The following is a 23,080-nucleotide window of genomic DNA, read 5'->3' as shown; positions in this document are numbered from 1 at the left end:
ACACAAAACAAGAACACAGATAGAACATCCTTAACCAAAACCGTTGAGGGAGAGGGCTGATGCTCACCAAGAAGCAACTTGATCTGCTGGAATTCATTCACAAACGGGTGCAGCGCGATGGCGTGCCGCCAAGCTTTGATGAAATGAAAGAAGCCCTTGATCTGCGGTCTAAATCTGGCATCCACCGTTTGATCACGGCCTTGGAAGAACGGGGTTTCATCCGCCGTTTGGCCCATCGTGCCCGCGCTCTTGAGATCGTTAAAATGCCCGATGCGCTGCAATCCAAGCTTGGCGTGACGACTGGATTCACACCTAAGGTGATTGACGGGGATCGCCCCGACAGCCGCCCGACTGGCGCGAAGTCCCTCGAAGACTCTGGCGCAATCTCACTGCCTGTGATGGGGCGTATTGCGGCTGGTGTACCAATTGCTGCGATATCCGAGGTGAGCCACAAGGTTACTGTTCCAGCCTCAATGGTTGGCAAGGGAGAGCACTACGCCCTTGAAGTCAAAGGCGATTCCATGATCGACGCAGGCATCAACGACGGTGATGTTGTGATCATTCGTGAGACGTCGACAGCAGATAACGGTGAAATCGTCGTGGCGTTGGTCGAAGATGCCGAAGCCACGCTGAAGCGCTTCCGCCGCAACGGTAATGCCATCGCTCTAGAAGCCGCCAACCCTGCCTATGAAACCCGTCTGTTCCGTGATGATCAGGTTAAGGTGCAAGGCCGCTTGGTCGGTTTAATCCGGTCGTACTAAGGCGCGTGAAGCCCTGCCAATAAAGTTGTTATTGCGCCGCCGCGGCGGCGCATTTCTGAAGTGTTCCAGAGCCGTTCACCAGAACGTTCGCGCGCTGAGACTAGCTTTAGCGAACCATCGACAAGCCAGCCTGCCAAAGATCCCGTTTCCCGCAATCGTGTGATGTCATATGTATCGCACCCTGCCCGCGCTGGCGCTTCTTGATTGGTGATCAGAATATCTGCCCCGCCGCAGCCCTGAAGCGCCGCCAATGCGGTCGCGCCACGCAGGTTAACCAGTCGGGTATCACCAATTACAGTCCAGACCGCACGCCCCTGCTCCTCAAGCCCCGCGCGGTTGTAGGCAACCCATTGTTCAACCGGTGCACCGTCGTTCTCCAACCAAACCGATGATGCAAAACTCTCGCCGCGCTCTTTTGACACAGCGCGGCCTTCGGCAGTCATCACACCGATCAAGGACCCCGAATCCGCGACCAGCAAAACAGGCCGCTCGGCTATATGCCACAGCGTAAAACCAAAAAGGACGGGCACAACGCCGACCCACCGCAACGACCCGCGCCATTGCACCACCATCACGCCACCCAAAGCGATCAGGCCGATAACCACGGGATCTGGCGTCACCACATGGCGCAATGCGCCTTCTTGTCCAGCGACAAAGTGCGCGACGGCCAAGATCCACCGTAGGCCAAGGTCCATTACCCAAAGGCCCAACATCTCAAGCCCAAGTGGCGACAAAACCACCGCAATGACCGCAGCTGGCATCACGATCGTTCCCATGAGCGGAACCGACAATAGGTTCGCGATCAGGCCAAGCTGTGCGATTTGGTTGAAATGATAGGCCGCAAACGGTGCCGTCGCGAGCCCTGCAACGAGGGAGGAAATCACCACCCCCCCGATAGGTCTAAGCCACTTCGGTAAACTTGGCATCTCAATACGGCGGAGCACTGCAAACACAGCAACAAGGGCTGTGGTAGCAGAAAACGACATCTGGAACCCTGGTCCAAACAAGGCCTCGGGACGCAAGGTCAAAACGATAAGAGCCGCAATGGCCACTGCCCGAAGGGTTAAGGCGCGGCGATCAAACAACACCGCCACCAGCATGACAGAGACCATGATAAACGCGCGTTCAGTCGCGATGTTGCCCCCCGATAACGCCAAATATCCTGCAGCGACAACCAAAGACATTCCTGCCGCTAGCTTTTTCACTGGCCACCTTAGGGCGACATATGGAATTAACGCGAAACCATAGCGGATCGACGCAAAGACAAACGCGGCCAAAATGCCCATGTGCATGCCAGATATCGCCAGTAGGTGCGCAAGGTTGGACGCCCTGAGCGCGTCAAGACTATCGCGCCCCATGCCTGATCGATCTCCCGTCATGATCGCTGCAGCAAAGGCCCCGCTTTCTGTTGGTAGACGGGCCTGAACGCCACTGCTGATGGCAACCCGTTGACGATAGACCCAAAGGCCAGCGGCCCCCTCAATCGCCTCCGCGCCAAGCAAAACTGGTGTGCGCGTATATCCAACCGCACCAAGCCCCTCGAACCACGCCATGCGCTGAAAATCAAAACCGCCCGGCTCAACTGGGCCTGACGGCGGTGAAAGATGCCCCGTCATCAACACCACCTGCCCCGGTTGTGGATCAACATAGCCCTGATCTCCATGAAGGGAGACCCGAACTGTTGCGGGTGTTCGTCGGGTCTCCATCCGCGCCAAGACAACACGGTCCAATGTGAGCCGGACCGCGTCTGATTGCGAACGATCAATTTCAATGATGCGGCCTTCGATCGGGCCATAGTAGCGAAAGCCAAGCACTGGTTCCGCAACCAGGTTCGCTCGCATCCCCGCTAATCCGAAGCCACCTACAACAAGGGCGATCCCTACGACAAATATCCGCAGGCCATCCGGCCACAGCCGCTGGGACACAACCGCCAAGGCACTTGCAAACAACATCGCCGCGCACAACCCTGCCGTCGGCTCGGATCTCAATGAAAAATACCAAGCGATGCCAATGCCCATCAGAACCGGAGACCAGCCGAACAAATGACCCCTTTGAGCCATGGTCTGCGCCCAGAGGGATTGCAGCATGTACACTTGTCCTTACCCCGCGCACTTAGTATCTGCGCACCAAACCCGCTGATGTTCGCAATTGGTGGTTAGCAAAAGGTTAATTTCCCATGACTCAGAAACCCGTTGTCACCCGTTTCGCACCCTCTCCGACGGGGGCCTTGCACATTGGCGGCGCGCGTACTGCGCTGTTTAACTGGCTTTATGCGCGCGGCCGTGGCGGTAAATTCCTGTTGCGCATTGAAGATACCGACAAGGCACGTTCTACTGATGAGAACACCCAAGCGATCCTTGATGGTCTGACGTGGCTCGGCCTTGATTGGGATGGAGAACCGTTTTCTCAGGCGGCCAACGCCGAGCGCCACATACAAGTGGCCCATCAGATGTTGGCCGATGGTACCGCGTATAAGTGTTTCGCGACACAGGACGAAATCGAAGCGTTCCGCGAAGAGGCCCGCGCCAACAAAACGTCCACGCTTTATCGCTCACCCTGGCGCGATGTGGCAGAGGCCGATCACCCAGACCTGCCTTATGTCGTGCGCGTAAAAGCCCCGCGTGAGGGTGCGACAACCCTGAGCGACGAGGTTCAGGGCGATGTGACTTGGCAGAACGAACAGCTCGACGATATGATCTTGCTGCGCAGTGACGGCAGCCCCGTATATATGTTGGCCGTTGTTGTGGATGATCACGATATGGGGGTGACCCACGTGATCCGTGGCGATGACCACCTCGCAAATGCATTCCGTCAGAACCTGATCTACACCGCAATGGGTTGGGACAAACCAATCTTGGCTCATGTTCCGCTGATCTTTGGGCCGGATGGCAAAAAACTATCCAAACGCCACGGCGCGACGGGTGCGGCGGAATATCAGGCCCTGGGCTATCCTGCCGCTGGGATGCGCAATTACTTGACCCGTTTGGGCTGGTCCCATGGGGATGATGAATTCTTTACCGATGCGCAGGCGCGCGAGTGGTTTGATTTGGATGGAATCGGCAAGAGCCCTGCACGGTTTGACACCAAGAAACTGGAAAACTTGTGCGGTCAGCACATTGCCATCAGCGACAATGCTGCACTGCTGCATGAAATTGAGGCATTTAGGACTGCAACAGATGCGACTGCGTTCACAGTTTCGCAACGTGATGGTTTGCTGGCTGCAATGGACAGCCTAAAAGAACGCTCGAAGACCTTCCCGGAACTCCTTGTAAAGGCTCACTTTGTGCTAACATCCCGCCCGATCACTCCGGACGAAAAAGCGGCAAATTCACTGGACATTGTGCACAAAGGTATACTGAACGAATTGACGCCGCAGTTGCAAACTGTTAGCTGGTCCAGAGACGAACTTGAGGGGATCGTGGCCGCCCTCGCTGAGGCCCATGACACCAAACTTGGCAAACTAGCCGGACCGTTGCGTGCAGCGCTCGCGGGTCGTGCTGTTTCCCCTTCTGTGTTCGATATGATGCTGGTCCTTGGCCGCGACGAAACAATCGCTCGTATCAAGGACGCCTGCGGCTGAAACATTTTGGTTACTATTCATAGGTAACGGGGTGTGAGCAGCTAAAACCGATAATGCCGCCCCGAATTCGGGCTGCGGTCCTAGAAAGGGAAAACCATGGCCAATACGAAAACAGCAACACTGACCATTGATGGCGAATCTTACGAACTGCCGATCCATTCCCCGACCGCCGGCCCTGATGTTCTGGACATCCGCAAACTGTACGGACAGGCTGGCGTGTTCACCTATGACCCTGGCTTTACGTCTACGGCGGCCTGCGACAGCACAATTACCTTTATCGACGGCGACAAAGGCGAATTGTTGCACCGTGGCTACCCAATCGACCAACTGGCAGGTCAGTCCCATTATCTAGAGGTGTGCTATGCACTTCTTTACGGTGAATTGCCGACGGCTGCACAGCTGGAAAAGTTTGAAAGCACAATCACGCGTCACACTATGATCCACGAGCAGATGCACAATTTCTTCCGTGGTTTCCGCCGTGATGCGCCGCCAATGGCGACAATGGTAGGCGTTGTTGGTGCGATGTCGGCATTCTACCACGACAGCACAGACATCAATGACGAACATCAGCGCGAAGTTGCGTCGCATCGTTTGATCGCCAAAATGCCTACGATCGCTGCGATGGCCTATAAGTATTCCATCGGCCAGCCATTCGTGTACCCACGAAATGATCTGGATTACGCGTCCAACTTCCTGAACATGTGCTTTAGCGTTCCGGCAGAAGAGTACCACGTGAACCCGATCCTCGCCCGCGCGATGGACCGTATCTTTACGTTGCATGCTGACCACGAACAGAACGCGTCTACATCTACAGTTCGTCTCGCATCGTCTTCCGGTGCGAACCCGTTTGCGTGTATCGCGGCAGGCATCGCTTGCCTCTGGGGCCCTGCCCACGGTGGCGCCAACCAAGCGTGCCTTGAGATGCTGAAAGAAATCGGTTCCGTTGACCGTATTCCTGAATTCATCGCCCGCGCGAAAGACAAGAACGACAACTACCGTTTGATGGGCTTTGGCCACCGCGTTTATAAAAACTTCGACCCACGCGCGACTGTTATGAAAGAGTCCGCTGACGAAGTGCTTGAATTGCTCGGCGTTGAAGACAACCCGCTCTTGCAGGTCGCCATGGAGCTTGAAAAGCAGGCGCTTGCCGATCCGTACTTTGCTGAGAAGAAACTGTTCCCGAACGTCGACTTCTATTCCGGCATCATCCTTGAAGCGATGGGTTTCCCAACAGACATGTTCACACCGATCTTCGCTATGGCACGGACTGTAGGTTGGATTTCCCAGTGGAAAGAACAGCTGGCCGATCCACAGTTGAAAATCGGTCGCCCTCGTCAGCTCTATATGGGTGAGACAGCGCGCGACTACACGGACATTGAAAACCGCTAAGCACACGATTTAGTCGATTTTGAAGGGCCCTCCAAATGGATTTGGGGGGCCTTTTTTGTTGGGGCCTAACGGCCTAGATCCGATAACGGTGTCCAAAGCCTGTTCTAACAAACGCACTTGCCCCGTCAGTACCAAGTGTTCGTCGAACTGCCAGCGTTGAGGTCTCTGGCTCATCTAGACTTATGTATAAGAAACGCGTTGTTTCTAGATTTATTAGGATTTTCAGACCGCCGCTTGGTATGTAAGATCAAATTGTTAACTTTTATTAAGAGTATATTATGGAAATTCTTCTCGCACTTCTTGTCGCTCTCGGCTTGGGCACAATATTCTCATCGGGATCGGATAGCGAAGACGCTGTAACGGAAACGGATGACGGCTCAGAAGAGACAGAGCCGCCTGAAGACGAAGAGATCATAGAGATTCCCGAGGACGAAACCACAGAGCCTCCCGTAGAGGTTGTTGCGACAGACGGCGATGATGTTGTTGTATTCGGAAGTGGCGCAGATGAATTTGACGCGCTGCGCGGTGAAGACAGCATTGACGGTGGCGCTGGTTTTGACATCCTTTCAGGCGGCGCAGGCGATGACACGATCGAAGGCGGCCTTGGCAAAGATACGATCTATGGCGACGACGGGGATGATGATCTGTCTGGCGGCAGCTGGAACGACACGATCTATGGCGGCCAAGGCTTTGACGATCTGGACGGCGGATCTTCAAATGACACGCTGTTCGGCGGTCTAGGCAAAGACCTATTGGTCGGCGGCACTGGCGATGACGAGTTGATTGGTGACGAATGGGTTGATGGTCTATTTGGCGGGCAAGGCGATGATATACTCTCCGGCAACGACGGAGAAGACTTGCTTGTTGGTGGTGAAGGCCAAGACCGGCTTGCAGGTGGTTCCAATGACGACCTTTTACTGGGCGGCGCTGATAGTGACCTTCTTGTTGGTCAAGGCGGCGACGACATCCTGATCGGATCACAACTGTTGAACCGTGATCTGACCGAAAGTGATTACAACGATATTCGCAACGATACCTTGCCCGAAAACGAAGAAGGCGAAGGGCTGTTCAATGATTGGTATCTGACGGGTACCGATCAAGACAGTGAAGCGGACACTCTTTTTGGTGACGATGGCGATGACAGTTTGCTTCTTGGAAACAACGACGTCGGCGCTGGCGGCGAAGGAAGCGATGATTTCCTTCTCGGTGACTGGATTGTGGATGAGCAATTTGCATTGATCACGGACTTTGACTCAACCGAGGACATCATTGTTATCTTCCTAGAGGAAGACAATCTCGATGCCGAAATCACGACGTTCAATGTTGAAGGTGATGAGATCATTTTGATCAACGGTATCGCTGTAGGACAGGTACAAGGTAGTTTCGATATCAATGACGGAATTGACGCCGATATCATAACAACATCCTACATTGGGTCAGCACCCGCTTCTTAAGTATTTGTATTCATAGTGAACGCTTTAGCGCCCCTCGTATTTCGCGGGGCGCTTTTGCATGAAGGCCAGTACGCCTTCTTGGAAGTCACGAGTCTTGCCGCATTCCCCTTGGAGTTTGGCCTCAACAGCCAATTGCTCATCCAGAGAGTTTTCAAACGATCCTCGAATTGCGGATTTCACACGGGCATATGCCGCCGTGGGCCCCGCCGCGAGGTGCAGCGCGCGCTTGGCGACATGGGTGTCAAATTCAGCCAAGGGAACGGATTCATAGATCATGCCCCAATCCGCTGCCTGCCGTCCCGTAATCTTATCCCCAAACAACGCCGCACCCATTGCCTTGGCTGCGCCCATTTGACGAGGCAACCAATAGGTACCGCCTGCATCCGGGATCAGACCGATACGGGTGAAAGCTTGGATGAAATAAGCTTCATCCGCCGCGATCACGACATCCGCTGCAAGAGCAAGGTTCGCCCCTGCCCCAGCCGCCGCGCCGTGGACCGCGCAAATCGTCGGGATCGTACAATCGAAGATCGCGCGCAACATCGGAACGTATTCGTCGCGTAAGGTGCGTTCCAGATCAAGGCTGGTTGCATTGCCACCGTCGCCAAGGTCCTGCCCTGAACAAAAAGCGTCGCCGGCACCGCCAATGACCAACACACGCGCGTCGCTTTCGGCCACCTTAACAGCATAGGCAATTTCCGCCCGCATCTGAACATTCAACGCGTTCTTTGAGCGTGGCCGATTCAGCGTCAGCGTTGCGACGTCGTTGGCGATCTCAAGGCGGATGGCGGAATATTCCATGAAGGGCGTCCTCTAATTTTGCGTAAACGTACTCTAGGCCCGCCAGCGATTGACGAAACCCTAAACGCGGCGTCAGTGCTTAGTCTTTTAAAATTTCATTCAGGCGCTCTTGTTCGTCGTCGGTTAATTCCTCCGGCGCTGCCGCCTTCGTACGTGCCCGAACGGAACCTACTGCAACACCACCAGCAAGCAACAGCATGATCGGAGCAGCCAACCATAACAGGATATTGGCACCATCCGTGGTCGGCTTGAGCAAAATGTAATCGCCATAGCGATCAACGAGAAACTCAATCGCTTGCTGGTCGGTGTCTCCGGCGACCAAACGTTCGCGCAACAACAGGCGAAGATCGCGGGAAATTCCGGCGTTGGATTCATCAATGCTTTCGTTGCGGCACACAGGACAGCGTAGACCAGCGGACAAATCCCGCGCTCGGGTTTCGAGCGCGGGATCGTCTAACACTTCATCCGGCTGCACCGCTGCCAGCGGTGCGGCGAGCAAACATAATACAAAGGCGAGCCATTTCATTCTGCAGGCACCCCTTGCGGTTTCGCTTTTGCGGCACCCGCTGCCACGCGCAAACGTCGATCTGACAGCGAGATAAAACCACCAATGGCCATCAGGATTGCGCCGCCCCAAACCCAATTTGCAAAGGGTTTGATATAGGTGCGCGCCGCCCAGCCACCGCCTGTTTGCGGATCACCCAACACGACATAGACGTCACGCAAAATGCCATTGCGAATGCCGGCCTCTGTGGTGGGCATGCTCGCCACGGGATAGATACGTTTTTCGGGGTACAGATGCCCAACGTCGCGCCCATTGCGCAGGACGGTAAAATCAGCGCGTTCACCGTAGTAGTTCGGCCCGTTCAGAGGCCCGACTTCATTCAGGCGAATGGTATGGATACCAACGTCCCATTGATCGCCGATTTGGGCGACACGAATGTCCTCGGTTTCCCACGCAAGAAGTGCAGCAACGGCAAACACAGTTATGCCAAGGCCAGAGTGCGCTGTGAACTTGCCCCAGTCCGCCCGCGGCAGACGTGCAAGGCGACCCAACCGAGAGCCAATGTCGCCCCGCCCTGTACGCAGCCAGATATCCATAGTTGCGCCACCAACAACCCAAACGCCTAAGACGACGCCAATAGGCCCCATCGCTGTGCGCCCTGTTTGCATGGCAAAGGCCAAAGCACCGCAAGCAATTGCTAGAATGGCAACAGGAACCATGGATTTAACCGCACGCCCCAAAGAACCGCGTTTCCAAGCGAGAACCGCGCCGACTGGCAGGATGATCGCCAGCACCACCATGAACGGTGTGAATGCAGCGTTGAAGAATGGAGGACCAACAGAAACCTGTTCGGGCCGATCAAACAGCCCCATGGCATAGAACGGGTTCTGCACGAGCGCGCCGCCGAACTGCCACATGGATTTGCTGGACGCGAGTTCAATGAGCAAAGGCCAGATCGTGCCGACAAAGACCACGAAACACGACACCGCCAGCAAAACGTTGTTGGCAACCAATGCGGTTTCACGGCTGACGGTCGAAAACACGCCTTTGGCCTCCATCGCGCTGGCGCGAAGGGCGAACAACAGCAAACCACCACCGGTGAAAATTGCTAGGATCGCAAGAATAAACACACCGCGTTCGGGATCATTTGCAAAGGCATGAACCGAGGTCAAAACGCCTGATCGCACAATGAAAGTACCAAGCAAGGAGAACCCAAACGCCAGAATGGCCAGCAGGATTGTCCATGCTTTCAGGCTTTCTCGCTTTTCAACAACGATGGCCGAATGAAGCAAAGCAGCCGCCAAAAGCCAAGGCATAAAGCTCGCGTTTTCGACCGGATCCCAGAACCAAAAACCGCCCCAACCGAGTTCGTAGTAAGCCCACCAAGACCCAAGCGCGATGCCGATGGTTAGGAAAACCCAAGCAGCCAACGTCCAAGGACGCACCCATCGGCCCCAAGCCGCATCAACGCGACCTTCTAGCAGCGCGGCAATTGCAAAGGAAAACGCCATGCTTAGGCCCACATAGCCGAGGTACAAAAACGGCGGATGAAACGCGAGACCCGGATCCTGCAGCAACGGGTTCAGATCACGCCCGTCAAAGGGAGGAAACTCCAGCCGCTCAAACGGGTTTGAGGTGAACAGGATAAACCCATAGAACGCGACGCTAACCGCCGCCTGAACACCTAAGACACGCGCCTTCAAGCTGGGCGGGAGATTGCCGCCAAACAGGCTGGCACATGCACCAAACAATACGAGGATCAGCAGCCACAATAGCATCGACCCCTCGTGGTTCCCCCAAACGCCAGACACCTTATACAGCATCGGCTTGGCGGAATGGCTGTTTGACGCGACGAGTTCAACCGAGAAATCAGACACCACAAACGCATAGGTCAGCGCCGCAAAACTGAAACTAACCAGCCCAAGCTGCATAACCGACGCAGGGTCCGCCAAGGACATCCACCCACGCCAGCCCTTATGGGCCCCTATCAGTGGCACCACCATTTGTACGACCCCCACAAGGGCCGCAAGAATCAACGCGAAATGTCCGAGTTCAATAATCATGGGCGCAGTATAGACACAGCGCCCGTGCCCGCCAGTCAAACCATCGTGCGTCCGATGGACGAAACGTCACGGCTGGTTGGTCTCCCACGCGTCAAGTGCAGGGTTTTCATACGGCGTGGTTGCGGCCTCGATGGCCAGTGCTGACGGAGTTGCATCCGCCACCTGAGGCGTATTCGCGCGCAAGACATCCAACTGTTGGGTATTTGCAATCACCGTAGGTACTCGCGCTAGCGTCTGGGCTATAGAACGTTGAAAATCTTGGCTGTGTGCCTGATGACGAGCGCCAAAATAGAAACTAACGATAGCCCCCATAAGCCACCACAAAGGGTCCGGCACCAAAGATATCCCCTGCATCCGGCTGGCGAACCAAATCGGATCAACCATCGCAACGATGAACAATCCAATCGTGCCAAATGCCAACAACGGCCGCGGCAACCGATTTAACCCATCCATCAAACGATCAAACATCCCCACACGGCGCACCGTGAATTCCGACGCAAATTGCTGCATGGCCTGTTCTTTGACGGACGCATCACGTGCTGCACCGTTTTCGGCGTTCTCACGAAAAACTTCGGCGGTTTCGACAATCACGTTACGACCGTCCCCAAAGATGCCGGTAAAAACGCGTTCGATCAAACCCATAGCGCGGTCCTTTCGCGGTGCTGGGCGTCGCTCAGATGGTACCGAGGCGAGATGAATTCTTCGGCGCGGGTGATCCAACCGCCCTTCCCACCATCGCGACGGCGCGCATATTTACGGCTGGTTGGACGCGCATCCGCCAAGGCATAATAATAGTTCCGCCGTGCGATGCCGTATGCATCAACGAAATGATCGGGTGCAGCAGCCATGCCCTGCTGGGTCGCCGCGATGGTTTGCGGACCAATCACGCTATCCGCGCTCACTTGGATGCGCATGTCTTGCAGCAAGCGTTGCAATATCCGTACGGCGTTGGCACCCGCATTCACATACATATCAAACACCGTTGCGTGCAAAGGCGCTGGCAATTCGGCAATCCTTGGACGCTTAAAATAATGGTCCACAAAGATTGAAACGGCTTGATCTTGTCTTAACACGCGCACGTCATTTTCGGTCACAACACCGTCGCGATCCAGATCAAGGCCAAGCCTGCGCATTGTATGGATTGTAACGCCGTGGTTTGTGGCACCACCCGGATCATCAGGGTCATTCACATAACCACCTTCACGGGCAACGATATCTCTGGCGATCTGTTGAACGTCGTGCATGTCTTCTCCTCTGGATAAAGGAAAAGACTGCCGAGATTTGGTTAACCGCCGATGGCGACACCGCGCGTTGCGCGTGGGTTAGGTGTTGGTGTCCTCAACCTCAACAGTGTCGCAATAGTTCTGCTGTTCATGCATGTTTTCGACTTCGGCAGGCATGTAGGTCTCATCATGTTTTGCCAAAATTTCAACGGCTTGGAATGTACCATCAATGTAGTGCCCCTGACCGACCATGCCCTGACCTTCCTCAAACAGGCTTGGCAGGATACCGTCAAACGTGACCGGCACCGCTGAAAAACAGTCAGTCACAACAAACGACACTACGGTGCCTTCGCCGCGCACGATTGACCCAGATTGCACCATCCCGCCAATGCGGAACAATTCGGTCTCAATCGGCGGCGTTTCGACCACTTCTGTTGGTGATCGAAAGTATTGGAACGCGTCCTTAGGCATAAGTGCAAGAATAGCAAAGACACCGCCCAAGGCGACGAATGCCACCCCAATCACTTGTTTTCTGCGTGTTTTCTTAAGGTTCTTGAAGCCAGCCATGTGCCACCCCTACGGAAACAGCGGAGCCATCATCAGCCCCTCGGTCTCTGGTAGACCTAACATTAGATTTGCGTTCTGCAAGGCTTGCCCGCTTGAACCTTTTGTCAAGTTATCAAGGGCCGCGATGACAATTGCACGTCCTTCACGCCGATCCGCAACCACGCCAACGTGGCAGAAATTACTACCGCGGACATGGCGAATGCTTGGGTGTTCGCCAAACGGCAACATCTCAATGAACGGTTCATCAGAATAGGCACTTTCCAGCGTCTTATAAATGACTTGCGCATCACCCTTAACGTAAACAGTCGCCAGAATTCCGCGGTTTGCAGGGATTAGGTGGGGCGTAAACTGGACCTCAACGGGCCGCCCCGCCAATGCGGAAAACTCCTGATCGAACTCACCTAAATGGCGATGCGTGCCGCCAACGGCATAGGCATGTGCGCCCTCGGAAAGCTCAGCATGAAGAAGGTTTTCCTTTAAAGAACGCCCTGCGCCCGACACCGCACAAGCGAGATCCATGATAATTTCATCTAGATCGATCACCCCAGCCGAGATCAAAGGCCGCAAAGCAAACTGCCCTGTCGCAGCATTGCACCCTGTACCCGCAACTAAACGCGCACCCGCAATTTCATCGCGGTAGAATTCAGTGAGGCCATAGACGGCCTCTTTTTGCATCTCAATAGCGCTGTGTGCATTGCCGTACCATTTTTCATAGGCCGCCGGGTCACGCAGCCGGAAGTCCGCGCTCAGATCAACGATCTTTAATGTCTTAGGCAGCTTTGAGATCACCTCTTGGCTGGTCTTATGGGGCAACGCGCAAAACGCGAGGTCAATGCCATCAAAGTTCACATCATCAATCGTCGTAAGAACCGGCAAATCGAGATGACGTAGATGCGGAAACACCTGCGCCATGCTTTGCCCTGCTTTGGAATTCCCAGACAGTGCCGCGATTTCAATCGACGGGTGGCTGGCGATCAGCCGGACCAGTTCTGCGCCTGTGTAGCCAGACGCGCCAAGAATGGCGATTTTATAAGTCATTTTAGTATCCTTGCGCGACATTTTCGCGCTGTTGTCATTCACATAAGGGGAATTTAGGCCGCTTCAAATGTGATCTGTCGTCGCAGGAATTGTGTTGCGCGGTCGCTGACCCGTTTTGGGTCGCCAGAGGTCAGGAAACCGCCCGCTCCGCCGCCGATCATTTCAGGGCGACGGCTTAGGTAATCTGCAAGACTCTCGGCAACGAGATTGGCCTGTGAGAACACTTTCACATCCTCACCCAATGCCGCCTGAAACTGAGCCTGCATCAACGGATAATGGGTGCAACCAAGGATAGCGGCGTCTGGCGTTGGCATCTTGCGCTTCAACGCATCCACATGGCTGTTCACCAGTGCTTCTGCCAAAATCATGTCACCATCTTCAATAGCATCCACGACGCCACCGCAGGCCTGCGCTTCGACGTCCACACCGATTGCTCGGAATGCAAGTTCTCGCTGAAACGCCCGAGACGAAACCGTAGCCGGCGTTGCAAACAACGCTACATGTTTAACGTCGACCTCGCGCGGTGGGGAATTGTCCCCCCAAGACCGTTCGGTCAGCGCCTCGATCAAGGGAACAAACACACCGAGCACCCGTTTGTCGTCTGGAATCCAAGATTCCTGCATCCGCCGCAGCGCGGCCGCAGACGCGGTGTTACAGGCAAGAATAACAAGGTCGCATCCAGCATCAAACAACGCCTGTGTAGCCCGTGTTGTCAGGTCATAAATATCATCTGACGTGCGTACACCATAAGGTGCATGGGCGCTGTCGGCGTAATAAACGAATGGCACATCCGGAAGACGCTTCTGCACAGCGTCCAAAACGGTCAACCCACCGAGCCCACTATCGAAAATCCCAACGGCCATTACGACTTGTCCTTACGTTTATATTTCGCATCAAATTCATGCCCCAACGCATCCGTCGGTAAGGGCTTCGGTGACAGCTCATACGTCGCTTTGCGCAAGAAATCCATGCACGCTGTCGCGTCCGCTTTGTAGGGGTCCAAATCCGCCACTGGAATTGGTTTGCCGATCACAACACAGACATCGGAACCAACGCGCGCTTTGAATTCCCGTACCAGCAATCCCATGCGCAACGTCGTGTGCAAATGGCTCGCCAATTGAAACGCGCGACTGTTCGTGCCTTCAAAGAAAATTGGCACAACAACCGCATCACTTTTGGCAACCATCTTGGCCGTAAAGTTACGCCACTGCGGGTCCATCGGTTTGGAAAACGGTCGTGCAGAGGTGCTAACGGTGCCGCCCGGGAACACGCCCATTGCGCCGCCCTCGCCCAGATACCGGAGCGCCTCTTTGCGCGTTTCCAAGTTCAGTTTTGCGGCCTCTTTGGTTTCATCAAATGAGACAGGTAAAACAACCTGCGCCAAGTCCGGTGATTTACGAAACACTGAATTTGCAAGGATCTTGAAGTCGCCACCGCGGCGTTCCGACAAAATGCGGCCCAACGTCATACCATCCAGAATTCCATAAGGATGGTTGGCGACGACAATCAATGGCCCCGTCTCTGGGATATTCTCAAGCGATCCACCGACCACTTTAATGTTGATTTTATACCGGTCAGTCATCACGCGCCAAAAATCGGCGCCCTCAGCAACTTCGGTGTCATAACCACGCGCTTTGCGAATAAGGCGCAACCGCCCCGTGGCGTTTTCCATCACACGGATCACTGCCCGTCCGCGACGGGTCGCAGCAGAGCTGGCATAAGAAATATCACGGGCGATTTCGTTTCTGGGCATAGCATCCGTCGCAAATGTCTTAAGTCTAAGTAAGCGGTGTGCAAACAGAATTCCAGCGAAAGCTACTCAGCGGCAACTTTCGTTTTGGGTCCATGTAGGATTGCCAAAAGCTCTTCGCGTTTTTTGCCTGCCATGGCCGCATTATTGAGCTTAACAGGCCCAAATCCTCGTATATCAAGCGGCAGTTTTGCCAGTTCGATAGCAACATCCAATGTCTCGGGGCAAATAACGTCACGCAGCCCCACCATGTCGCGTTCGTATTCCTCTATAAGGGCGCGTTCCATGCGACGTTCAGCTGTATATCCAAAGACGTCCAACCTTGTTCCGCGCAAACGTTTCATGCGCGCCAAAACCGGGAAGAGTTTCGCCGCAAGTTGGGGGATCGCCATCTTGCGCGGCCGCCCGTTTGCGCCCCATCGAGAGAGCAAAGGGGGCGCAAGGTGGTGCGTTAGTCTCAGCTCACCATCAAATTCCGCCTCGGCCTTTGCGCGGGTATCCAGTAACAACCGAGCAACCTCATATTCGTCTTTGTAGGACAATAGATTATGATAACCGAGGGCGACGGCCTCCCGCAGGTCACCATCAAACGACGTGACAAGATCGCTGTAGCGAGACGCATAAGCTTCGTCTTGATAGTCAGTAAGGTGAGCAATGCGATACGCGATCTTTTCATCAAGGGTTTTGCGGGCGGCCACGTCGTTCGGAGTTAATACCGACGCGGCGGCGTCAGGATACAAGATCGCCCAACGACCATACTCAAAAGCTTGTAGGTTCTGGGGAACCGCTGTGCCGTTCAGCTCAATCGCGGCGCGGATCGCCTCGCCCGAAACGGGGATCGCCCCCGCTTGCCACGCTGCGCCAAACACCAACATGTTGGAATAGATCGCATCCCCCATCAGCGCTTTGGCCAGCTCAGTTGCATCAAGCATCTTAAGATGATCCTGCAGTCGCGCCTGCAACGCCAATTTTAGCCGATCCGCTGGCAGGCGAAACTCGGTATCACGGGTGAAATCACCTGTGATGATCTCGTGACTATTGACGACACCACGGGTCCGCCCAGTCGCCATCAGCCCAAGGGTTTTAGCCCCTGCCGAAACAACCAAATCACCACCAATCAAAGCATCGCATTCGCCTGTAGCAACACGAATGGCGTTAATGTCCTCGGCCTTGTTCGCCAGACGACAGTGGATATGTACCGCTCCACCCTTTTGGGCCAACCCCGCCATTTCCATCATACCCGCAGCCTTGCCATCAACATGCGCTGCCATAGCGAGTACCGCGCCAATAGTGACAACACCCGTTCCGCCGACACCGGTTATCACCACGTTATGTGTCCCGTTAATCGAGGCCAATTCGGGTGGAGGCATGTCAGGCAAATCGATCTGGGTCGTCGCCGTTTTTCTAAGGCTCGCTCCTTGAACGGTTACGAAAGACGGGCAGAACCCATTGACGCAAGAAAAGTCCTTATTGCAGGAACTTTGATCAATCGAACGCTTTCGGCCCAATTCGGTTTCAACTGGAACGATGGACACGCAATTGGACTGCACCCCGCAATCGCCGCAGCCTTCACAGACATCCGAATTGATGAAAACCCGTTTGTCAGGATCAGGGAAAGTGCCTCGTTTTCGACGGCGACGTTTCTCTGCGGCGCAGGTTTGCGCATAGACCAGCACCGATACACCATTTACTTTTCGCAACATATTCTGCGCTTTATCAAGGCGATCGCGGGTGTAAATCTTCACTTTTGCCGGAATTGTAGAAAGGTCGAGCCCCTCACTTGGATCGTGGACCAGCGCAACAACCGGAACCCCCATAGCCAAAACTTCGCGACAAATTTGCGCGGCACTCAAGTCTCCATCATTGTGTTGGCCACCCGTCATGGCGACTGCATCATTATAAAGGATTTTGTAGGTCATGTTGGTACCAGCCATCACCGCAAAGCGGATCGCCTGCACGCCTGAATGGTTGTAGGTACCGTCACCGATATTCTGGAACACATGATCCCGTTTGGAAAAAGGCGCCTCTCCGACCCAGTTCGCGCCCTCGCCGCCCATTTGGGTAAACCCGACGGTTTCGCGGTCCATCCACTGCACCATGTAGTGGCACCCGATACCTGCATACGCTCTGTCACCCTCGGGAATTTTGGTCGAGCTATTGTGCGGGCAGCCCGAACAGAAATAGGGCAAACGAGACGCGATTTCTGGTGCGTTGTCCGCGCGTTTAGCAGCGTCCAGTCTAGCTAGCCCTGTCTCAATCGCCTCTGATCCACAGCCCTCTTCGGTCAGGATCGGGCCGATCTTTTCGGCGATCCAAATCGGGTCCAGTGCATAGCGCGTCGGGAACAATTCGATCTGGCGACCATTCTCCCAAGTGTCGCCCTTGTGCCAACCATACACACGCCGATTTGTTCGATCATCAAACAGCGCCTCCTTGATCTGTGTCTCGATCAGTTTGCGTTTCTCTTCGACCACAACGATCAGGTCTAGATCAGCGGCCCATTCGTTGAAACTCTCAACGTCCAACGGCCAGACCTGCGCGACCTTATAAAGGGAAATGCCCAACCGTTTACCTTCGGCCTCATCAACACCCAACAAGGACATCGCATGCACCAGATCCAGCCAGTTTTTACCGGCAGCAACAAATCCGATCTTTGCGCCCTCTCGCGGCCATACCACCTTGTCGATGCGATTAGCGCGGGCAAAGGCCTGCGCGGCAAAGCGTTTGTAGTCGATTGCGCGGGCTTCTTGATCAACGGGGTTGTCAATCAGGCAAATATTTACCCCACCATCCGGCATTTCAAATTTGGGTTCGACAAAGCTCAACCGATGCGGGTCACCGTTCACAACGCTTGTGACCTCGATCGTGTCCTTCATTGTCTTCAGGCCAACCCAGTTGCCTGAAAACCGCGACAACGCGTAGGCATATAGCCCGCAATCCATGACCTCCTGAACGCCAGCGGGCGACACGATTGGCATATATGCCTCGATCATCGCTCCGTCAGATTGGTGCAAAGTGGTTGAGCTTTCGCCCGTATGATCATCCCCCATAGCCATCACGACACCACCATAGGGCGACGTGCCAGCCATATTTGCATGGCGCATCACATCACCGGATCGATCAACGCCGGGCCCCTTACCGTACCAAAGCCCGAACACGCCATCATGGGTCCCCTCACCGCGCAATTCGGCCTGCTGTGCCCCCCAAAGTGCGGTGGCAGCCAAATCCTCGTTCAAGCCGGGTTGAAACAAGATGTCAGCCGCAACGAGTTCACGATGCGCGCGTTCCATTTGCTGGTCGACCGCGCCGAGTGGCGAACCGCGATAGCCCGTCACATATCCGGCCGTGTTCAGACCTGCCTTTGAATCTCGTGCCTTTTGCATCAACATCAAGCGGACCAACGCCTGCGTACCGTTCAAAAGCACCTGCGTTTTGCTCAGATCAAAACGATCATTCAGACTTATTTCATGATGTGCCATCAAACGCCTCCCAACGTGATGCCGCCATAATGCCACGATAGGTCACGCTTTCTGACCTTTGAAAGCTATTTCTACCTGACATCACGAACTGAAACAGACATACTACCCCAGTAACAAGTACAAGAGTGTGAGCGTAAACCAATGCAGCAAGGATACCCGATGGACTGGGATAAGCTAAGAATATTTCACGCCGTTGCGGACGCTGGGTCGTTGACCCACGCGGGCGAGACTTTGCATTTGTCGCAATCCGCCGTGTCGCGGCAGATTCGCGCGCTGGAGGAATCGCTCTCAACAATCCTATTTCACCGTCACGCCCGCGGGCTGATCCTGACGGAACAAGGTGAGCTGCTGTTTGATGCGACCAAATCTATGTCGCATCGCTTAGAGGCCGCTAGCGCTCGGATCAAAGATAGCGCCGAAGAAGTGTTCGGTGAATTGAAAGTTACAACAACAACGGGCTTTGGCACACTGTGGCTCGCGCCCCGCCTGCCCGCGCTCTATGAAAAATACCCTGATCTGAATATCGATCTTATGCTGGAAGAACGCGTTCTGGATTTGCCCATGCGCGAGGCAGACGTTGCAATCCGGATGAAAGAACCATCGCAAGCCGACCTTATTCGCAAGAAACTGATGTCTGTGCGGATGCGTCTATACGCGTCGCAAGCCTACCTCGAAAAAGCCGGACCGATCGATAAGATCGAACAAATCGGCGGGCATCGCCTGATCTGTCAAAGCCCCAATGCGTTCCAAGTGTCTGCAGGTGCAACGCTTGTTCAGCATCTGTTGGCCTACGACAAACCAAACTTATTGCACGTTAACAACTACTTCGGTGTGTTACAGGCAGTCATTTCCGATCTTGGAATTGGCGTCATGCCCGATTACGTTATCGAAGATTTCCCAGACCTTGTTCGGGTTTTGCCGGATATCGAAAGCGGCGAAGTGCCGGTGTTTCTCGCCTATCCCGAAGAACTGCGGCAGTCCAAACGGATCATGGCGTTCCGCGATTTTGTGCAAGACGAGATTATCTCGCACCGCCGCAAAATCCGCGAAGCCGGTTCAATTATCGCCTAAAGGCTGCGCCCTAAACACCACAACAGAGTCGTGACCCTTGCGCCACACGCATAGCGGGTTTGCGCGAAATGTGGTGAATTGATCTTGATCGACTCACTGCTGCCAATTAATTAATCTCCTATAGGGCAGCGCTGCTGCTCTATACCTCCCTGTTGGACTTTGCCGGGCCTAGTGCCCGGCGTTTCTTTTTCTAGGGTCCCGTTTTTCTAATTCAGAATTGATGTGTCGGCTTGGTAAGACTTGCCAGTTATCCAACACCCATGTGCGATGCCCATGGTTTTGCGGCGTTTTCCCCTTCCCCGTTGCCCCTGACCGCCCCTTGGATTAAACGACGCCCAAGCCAGCACGGGGACCCACATGCAAGAACCAACCATCACGCCAGACCTGATCGCTTCTCACGGGCTCAGCCCAGACGAGTACGACCGCATTCTTGAGATCATCGGTCGCGAGCCGACGTTTACAGAACTGGGTATTTTCAGCGCGATGTGGAACGAGCACTGTTCTTACAAGTCCTCAAAAAAATGGCTGCGCACTCTGCCAACCGAAGGCCCACAGGTTGTTTGCGGCCCCGGTGAGAACGCCGGTATCGTCGACATCGGCGACGGCCAGTGTGTTGTTTTCAAGATGGAAAGCCACAACCACCCGTCCTACATTGAACCGTATCAAGGCGCTGCGACAGGCGTTGGCGGCATTCTGCGCGACGTATTTACAATGGGCGCGCGCCCGATTGCGGCGATGAACTCACTGTCATTCGGTGAACCTGATCACCACAAAACTCGCCAACTCGTACATGGTGTTGTTGAGGGTGTTGGTGGGTATGGCAACTGCTTTGGCGTTCCAACCGTCGGCGGCGAAGTGCGCTTCCACCCAGCGTATAACGGCAACTGCCTTGTGAACGCATTTGCTGCCGGTTTGGCTGACACAGACAAGATTTTCTATTCTGCGGCATCGGGCATCGGCATGCCCGTCGTCTACCTTGGCGCCAAAACAGGCCGTGACGGTGTTGGCGGTGCTACAATGGCATCCGCTGAATTTGACGACACAATCGAAGAAAAGCGCCCTACCGTCCAAGTTGGCGACCCTTTCACCGAAAAGCGCCTGATGGAAGCGACGTTGGAACTGATGGCAACAGGTGCTGTTATTTCCATTCAAGACATGGGCGCCGCTGGTCTGACCTGTTCTGCCGTTGAAATGGGCGACAAAGGTGGGCTTGGGGTCAAACTCAACCTCGAAGACGTGCCGCAGCGCGAAGAGAACATGACAGCTTATGAAATGATGCTGTCTGAGTCCCAAGAACGCATGTTGATGGTTCTGAAACCGGAACTTGAGGCCGAAGCCCGCGCTGTTTTCGTGAAGTGGGACCTAGATTTCGCGATTGTGGGCGAAACCATCGCCGAAGACCGCTTCTTGATCCTCCACAACGGCGAAGTGAAGGCGGATCTTCCGCTTGCCACGCTGTCCGGCTCGGCGCCAGAATATGACCGCCCATGGGTAGAAACACCTGCCGCCGAACCAATGTCTGACGTTCCGGGCATCGACCCAATCGACGGGCTGAAATCCTTGCTGGCCTCACCAAACTACGCAGGCAAACAGTGGGTTTATGAACAGTATGACAGCCAAGTGATGGCCGACACGGTCCGCACACCAGGCCTCGGCGCTGGTATTGTGCGCGTTCACGGCACAGATAAGGCGATTGCATTTACATCAGACGTGACCCCGCGCTACGTCAAGGCGAACCCAGAAATGGGCGGTGCTCAGGCGGTCGCAGAAGCCTACCGAAACCTGACAGCTGTTGGCGCTAAGCCATTGGCAACGACAGACAATATGAACTTCGGCAACCCCGAAAAGCCCGAGATCATGGGCCAGTTCGTTGGCGCAATCAAAGGCATTGGTGCTGCGTGTATTGCGCTGGATATGCCAATCGTGTCCGGCAACGTGTCTCTTTACAACGAAACCGATGGCACTGGCATTTTGCCGACTCCAACAATCGGCGCAGTCGGCCTTCTAAAGAGCGCAGATGACATCATCGCAGGCGTCGCGCGCGAAGGTCACGTTGCCCTGCTGATTGGTGAAACAGCGGGCCACCTTGGTCAGTCTGCCCTTCTCGCTGAAGCCTATAACCGCGAAGACGGCGATGCGCCGACGGTTGATCTGGCAGCCGAAAAGCTGCACGGCGACTTTATCCGCGATAATGCGGAATGGATCGATGCTTGCACGGATCTTGCTGACGGCGGCCTTGCGCTTGCAGCGTTTGAAATGGCCGAAGCGGCAGAAACGGGTGTGACACTAGACGCTGACGACACTCCGACCCTGTTTGGCGAAGACCAAGCGCGTTACCTGATCGCCTGTAACTTCGACAAAGCCGAGGCACTGATGATCGCGGCTGGTAAGGCGGGCGTGCCGATTCAAACGGTTGGTAAATTCGGTGGCGACCAGGTGACATTCGGTGCCACATCCGCGCCGTTGGCCGATCTTGCAACACAGTTCCGCGCGACTTTTGCGGACACGTTTGCGTAAGTCGGCCCCAACGGGCTTGTCGCAGGCACGCCCTGTGCCTACATTTAAGTAAGAGATACAGGACAAACCAATGGCGATCACAGCACCAGAAATCGAAACGCTCCTGCGGGACGCCTTTCCAGACGCAGCAATCACCGTGCAAGGTGACGATGGCGCGCACTTCGCCGCCGAAGTCATCGACGCGAGCTTTGCCGGCAAGAACCGCGTGCAACAACAGCGCGCCGTTTACGCAGCCCTTAAAGGCAAGATGGACGGCAGCAACGGCGATTTGCACGCATTGGCCCTGACAACAAAGGCGCCTGAGTGATGCTCGGCTGGATCACATTTGCGGGCATCGTGCTCGTGATAGGGATCCTTGCGGATGATTGGCTGGCCAACCGCCACCGTCGCCCACTCAGCCACATGAAACCCGACCCGAAATCACTAAAAGGTGTCACTGGGATGCAAGAACTCGACATGACTCGTGCGCAACAACGCATTGTTCGCAAGGATATAAGGACTAAGAAATGACCGCTGAAACACAGATCAAAGATACCGTCACCAACAACGACGTTGTGCTTTTCATGAAAGGTACAAAATCCATGCCGCAGTGCGGGTTCTCATCCCGCGTCGCTGGTGTGTTGAACTTCATGGGCGTTGAATTTGAAGATGTGAACGTGCTGGCTGATGAAACCCTGCGCCAAGGCATCAAGGATTTTTCCGATTGGCCGACAATTCCACAGCTTTACGTCAAAGGCGAATTCGTTGGCGGCTGCGACATTATCACAGAGATGACGTTGTCCGGTGAGTTGGACACATTGTTCAGCGAAAACGGTGTGACGTACGATCAAGATGCTGCAGACAAAATCCGCGAAGCGAACGCCTAAAGAAAAAGGGCAATGC

Annotated in this window: 20 protein-coding genes; 9 read left to right on the top strand and 11 right to left on the bottom strand. The window is 54.8% G+C overall.

The window, feature by feature from the left end:
• The first annotated feature begins 59 nt into the window (after window positions 1–59).
• Window positions 60–761, top strand: coding sequence for a transcriptional repressor LexA (gene lexA, locus L0666_RS02205; protein ID WP_235257826.1), 702 nt, complete (start codon window positions 60–62; stop codon window positions 759–761).
• Here lexA and L0666_RS02200 read toward each other — a convergent pair.
• On the bottom strand, window positions 758–2,848 hold the full coding sequence (locus tag L0666_RS02200; protein WP_235257817.1) for a ComEC/Rec2 family competence protein: 2,091 nt from the start codon (window positions 2,846–2,848) through the stop codon (window positions 758–760). The genes lexA and L0666_RS02200 overlap by 4 nt on opposite strands.
• Window positions 2,849–2,937: 89 nt before the next feature.
• Between L0666_RS02200 and gltX the strand changes: the two genes are divergently transcribed.
• From gltX to L0666_RS02185, 3 genes are all read left to right on the top strand, one after another.
• Complete coding sequence (gltX, locus tag L0666_RS02195) at window positions 2,938–4,341, top strand: glutamate--tRNA ligase (protein ID WP_235257807.1); 1,404 nt, start codon at window positions 2,938–2,940, stop codon at window positions 4,339–4,341.
• 96 nt (window positions 4,342–4,437) lie between these two features.
• A complete protein-coding gene (gene gltA, locus L0666_RS02190; RefSeq protein WP_235257799.1) occupies window positions 4,438–5,730 on the top strand; it encodes a citrate synthase in 1,293 nt (430 codons plus the stop codon).
• Between the two features lie 278 nt (window positions 5,731–6,008).
• A complete protein-coding gene (locus L0666_RS02185) occupies window positions 6,009–7,184 on the top strand; it encodes a calcium-binding protein (RefSeq protein WP_235257793.1) in 1,176 nt (391 codons plus the stop codon).
• A 24-nt stretch (window positions 7,185–7,208) separates the two neighbouring features.
• Here the strand turns inward: L0666_RS02185 and L0666_RS02180 are convergent, their stop codons facing one another.
• The 10 genes from L0666_RS02180 to L0666_RS02135 all read right to left on the bottom strand — a co-directional run bounded on the left by L0666_RS02180 (window position 7,209) and on the right by L0666_RS02135 (window position 18,610).
• Window positions 7,209–7,985, bottom strand: a complete 777-nt coding sequence (locus tag L0666_RS02180; RefSeq protein ID WP_235257791.1) for an enoyl-CoA hydratase-related protein — start codon at window positions 7,983–7,985, stop codon at window positions 7,209–7,211.
• Between the two features lie 79 nt (window positions 7,986–8,064).
• Window positions 8,065–8,511: a cytochrome c-type biogenesis protein gene (locus L0666_RS02175; protein WP_235257781.1), complete on the bottom strand. Its 447-nt coding sequence runs from the start codon at window positions 8,509–8,511 to the stop codon at window positions 8,065–8,067.
• Window positions 8,508–10,553 carry a heme lyase CcmF/NrfE family subunit gene (locus tag L0666_RS02170; RefSeq protein WP_235257773.1) on the bottom strand — a complete coding sequence of 682 codons (2,046 nt, stop codon included), beginning with the start codon at window positions 10,551–10,553 and terminating at the stop codon, window positions 8,508–8,510. The genes L0666_RS02175 and L0666_RS02170 overlap by 4 nt, the downstream gene beginning before the upstream one ends.
• A 66-nt stretch (window positions 10,554–10,619) precedes the next feature.
• Entirely contained in the window at window positions 10,620–11,195 is a 576-nt protein-coding gene (locus L0666_RS02165) for a holin family protein (RefSeq protein ID WP_235257765.1), read from the bottom strand.
• A complete protein-coding gene (locus tag L0666_RS02160) occupies window positions 11,186–11,797 on the bottom strand; it encodes a holin-associated N-acetylmuramidase (RefSeq protein WP_235257763.1) in 612 nt (203 codons plus the stop codon). The genes L0666_RS02165 and L0666_RS02160 overlap by 10 nt, the downstream gene beginning before the upstream one ends.
• 78 nt (window positions 11,798–11,875) lie before the next feature.
• Window positions 11,876–12,343 (bottom strand): cytochrome c maturation protein CcmE, encoded by a 468-nt coding sequence (gene ccmE, locus L0666_RS02155; protein WP_235257761.1) that lies wholly within the window; start codon window positions 12,341–12,343, stop codon window positions 11,876–11,878.
• A 9-nt stretch (window positions 12,344–12,352) separates the two neighbouring features.
• Window positions 12,353–13,381: an N-acetyl-gamma-glutamyl-phosphate reductase gene (gene argC / locus L0666_RS02150; protein ID WP_235257751.1), complete on the bottom strand. Its 1,029-nt coding sequence runs from the start codon at window positions 13,379–13,381 to the stop codon at window positions 12,353–12,355.
• Window positions 13,382–13,434: 53 nt separating this feature from the next.
• The gene (locus L0666_RS02145) at window positions 13,435–14,244 is read right to left on the bottom strand and encodes a glutamate racemase (RefSeq protein ID WP_235257741.1); all 810 of its coding nucleotides are present in this window, start codon (window positions 14,242–14,244) and stop codon (window positions 13,435–13,437) included.
• Window positions 14,244–15,134, bottom strand: coding sequence for a lysophospholipid acyltransferase family protein (locus L0666_RS02140; RefSeq protein ID WP_235257733.1), 891 nt, complete (start codon window positions 15,132–15,134; stop codon window positions 14,244–14,246). Before L0666_RS02140 ends, L0666_RS02145 begins: the two co-directional genes overlap by 1 nt.
• A gap of 62 nt (window positions 15,135–15,196) precedes the next feature.
• The gene (locus tag L0666_RS02135; protein WP_235257731.1) at window positions 15,197–18,610 is read right to left on the bottom strand and encodes an indolepyruvate ferredoxin oxidoreductase family protein; all 3,414 of its coding nucleotides are present in this window, start codon (window positions 18,608–18,610) and stop codon (window positions 15,197–15,199) included.
• Between the two features lie 159 nt (window positions 18,611–18,769).
• On the opposite strand from L0666_RS02135, the gene L0666_RS02130 reads away from it, so the two are divergent.
• The 5 genes from L0666_RS02130 to grxD all read left to right on the top strand — a co-directional run bounded on the left by L0666_RS02130 (window position 18,770) and on the right by grxD (window position 23,064).
• Window positions 18,770–19,681, top strand: a complete 912-nt coding sequence (locus L0666_RS02130; protein WP_235257729.1) for a LysR family transcriptional regulator — start codon at window positions 18,770–18,772, stop codon at window positions 19,679–19,681.
• Window positions 19,682–20,038: 357 nt separating this feature from the next.
• Window positions 20,039–22,198, top strand: a complete 2,160-nt coding sequence (gene purL / locus L0666_RS02125) for a phosphoribosylformylglycinamidine synthase subunit PurL (RefSeq protein WP_235257726.1) — start codon at window positions 20,039–20,041, stop codon at window positions 22,196–22,198.
• Window positions 22,199–22,268: 70 nt separating this feature from the next.
• Window positions 22,269–22,505 (top strand): BolA/IbaG family iron-sulfur metabolism protein, encoded by a 237-nt coding sequence (locus tag L0666_RS02120; protein ID WP_216037007.1) that lies wholly within the window; start codon window positions 22,269–22,271, stop codon window positions 22,503–22,505.
• A complete protein-coding gene (locus L0666_RS02115; RefSeq protein ID WP_235257724.1) occupies window positions 22,505–22,708 on the top strand; it encodes a hypothetical protein in 204 nt (67 codons plus the stop codon). Before L0666_RS02120 ends, L0666_RS02115 begins: the two co-directional genes overlap by 1 nt.
• Window positions 22,705–23,064, top strand: a complete 360-nt coding sequence (grxD, locus tag L0666_RS02110; RefSeq protein WP_235257722.1) for a Grx4 family monothiol glutaredoxin — start codon at window positions 22,705–22,707, stop codon at window positions 23,062–23,064. Before L0666_RS02115 ends, grxD begins: the two co-directional genes overlap by 4 nt.
• Window positions 23,065–23,080 lie beyond the last annotated feature (16 nt).

The sequence above is a fragment of the Octadecabacter algicola genome, from assembly GCF_021532625.1.
Taxonomy (GTDB): domain Bacteria; phylum Pseudomonadota; class Alphaproteobacteria; order Rhodobacterales; family Rhodobacteraceae; genus Octadecabacter; species Octadecabacter algicola.
This window is presented reverse-complemented; position numbering and strand designations above follow the sequence as displayed.

Excerpts from the sequence above, each read along its gene's own strand:
- L0666_RS02165 (WP_235257765.1), bottom strand. The coding sequence starts at position 11,195 with ATGGGTTTGATCGAACGCGTTTTTACCGGCATCTTTGGGGACGGTCGT.
- L0666_RS02115 (WP_235257724.1), top strand. The coding sequence starts at position 22,505 with ATGCTCGGCTGGATCACATTTGCGGGCATCGTGCTCGTGATAGGGATC.
- L0666_RS02130 (WP_235257729.1), top strand. The coding sequence starts at position 18,770 with ATGGACTGGGATAAGCTAAGAATATTTCACGCCGTTGCGGACGCTGGG.
- L0666_RS02135 (WP_235257731.1), bottom strand. The coding sequence starts at position 18,610 with ATGGCACATCATGAAATAAGTCTGAATGATCGTTTTGATCTGAGCAAA.
- L0666_RS02160 (WP_235257763.1), bottom strand. The coding sequence starts at position 11,797 with ATGCACGACGTTCAACAGATCGCCAGAGATATCGTTGCCCGTGAAGGT.
- L0666_RS02185 (WP_235257793.1), top strand. The coding sequence starts at position 6,009 with ATGGAAATTCTTCTCGCACTTCTTGTCGCTCTCGGCTTGGGCACAATA.
- gltA (WP_235257799.1), top strand. The coding sequence starts at position 4,438 with ATGGCCAATACGAAAACAGCAACACTGACCATTGATGGCGAATCTTAC.
- grxD (WP_235257722.1), top strand. The coding sequence starts at position 22,705 with ATGACCGCTGAAACACAGATCAAAGATACCGTCACCAACAACGACGTT.
- L0666_RS02180 (WP_235257791.1), bottom strand. The coding sequence starts at position 7,985 with ATGGAATATTCCGCCATCCGCCTTGAGATCGCCAACGACGTCGCAACG.
- ccmE (WP_235257761.1), bottom strand. The coding sequence starts at position 12,343 with ATGGCTGGCTTCAAGAACCTTAAGAAAACACGCAGAAAACAAGTGATT.
- lexA (WP_235257826.1), top strand. The coding sequence starts at position 60 with ATGCTCACCAAGAAGCAACTTGATCTGCTGGAATTCATTCACAAACGG.
- L0666_RS02200 (WP_235257817.1), bottom strand. The coding sequence starts at position 2,848 with ATGCTGCAATCCCTCTGGGCGCAGACCATGGCTCAAAGGGGTCATTTG.
- L0666_RS02140 (WP_235257733.1), bottom strand. The coding sequence starts at position 15,134 with ATGCCCAGAAACGAAATCGCCCGTGATATTTCTTATGCCAGCTCTGCT.
- L0666_RS02175 (WP_235257781.1), bottom strand. The coding sequence starts at position 8,511 with ATGAAATGGCTCGCCTTTGTATTATGTTTGCTCGCCGCACCGCTGGCA.
- L0666_RS02170 (WP_235257773.1), bottom strand. The coding sequence starts at position 10,553 with ATGATTATTGAACTCGGACATTTCGCGTTGATTCTTGCGGCCCTTGTG.
- gltX (WP_235257807.1), top strand. The coding sequence starts at position 2,938 with ATGACTCAGAAACCCGTTGTCACCCGTTTCGCACCCTCTCCGACGGGG.
- purL (WP_235257726.1), top strand. The coding sequence starts at position 20,039 with ATGCAAGAACCAACCATCACGCCAGACCTGATCGCTTCTCACGGGCTC.
- argC (WP_235257751.1), bottom strand. The coding sequence starts at position 13,381 with ATGACTTATAAAATCGCCATTCTTGGCGCGTCTGGCTACACAGGCGCA.
- L0666_RS02145 (WP_235257741.1), bottom strand. The coding sequence starts at position 14,244 with ATGGCCGTTGGGATTTTCGATAGTGGGCTCGGTGGGTTGACCGTTTTG.
- L0666_RS02120 (WP_216037007.1), top strand. The coding sequence starts at position 22,269 with ATGGCGATCACAGCACCAGAAATCGAAACGCTCCTGCGGGACGCCTTT.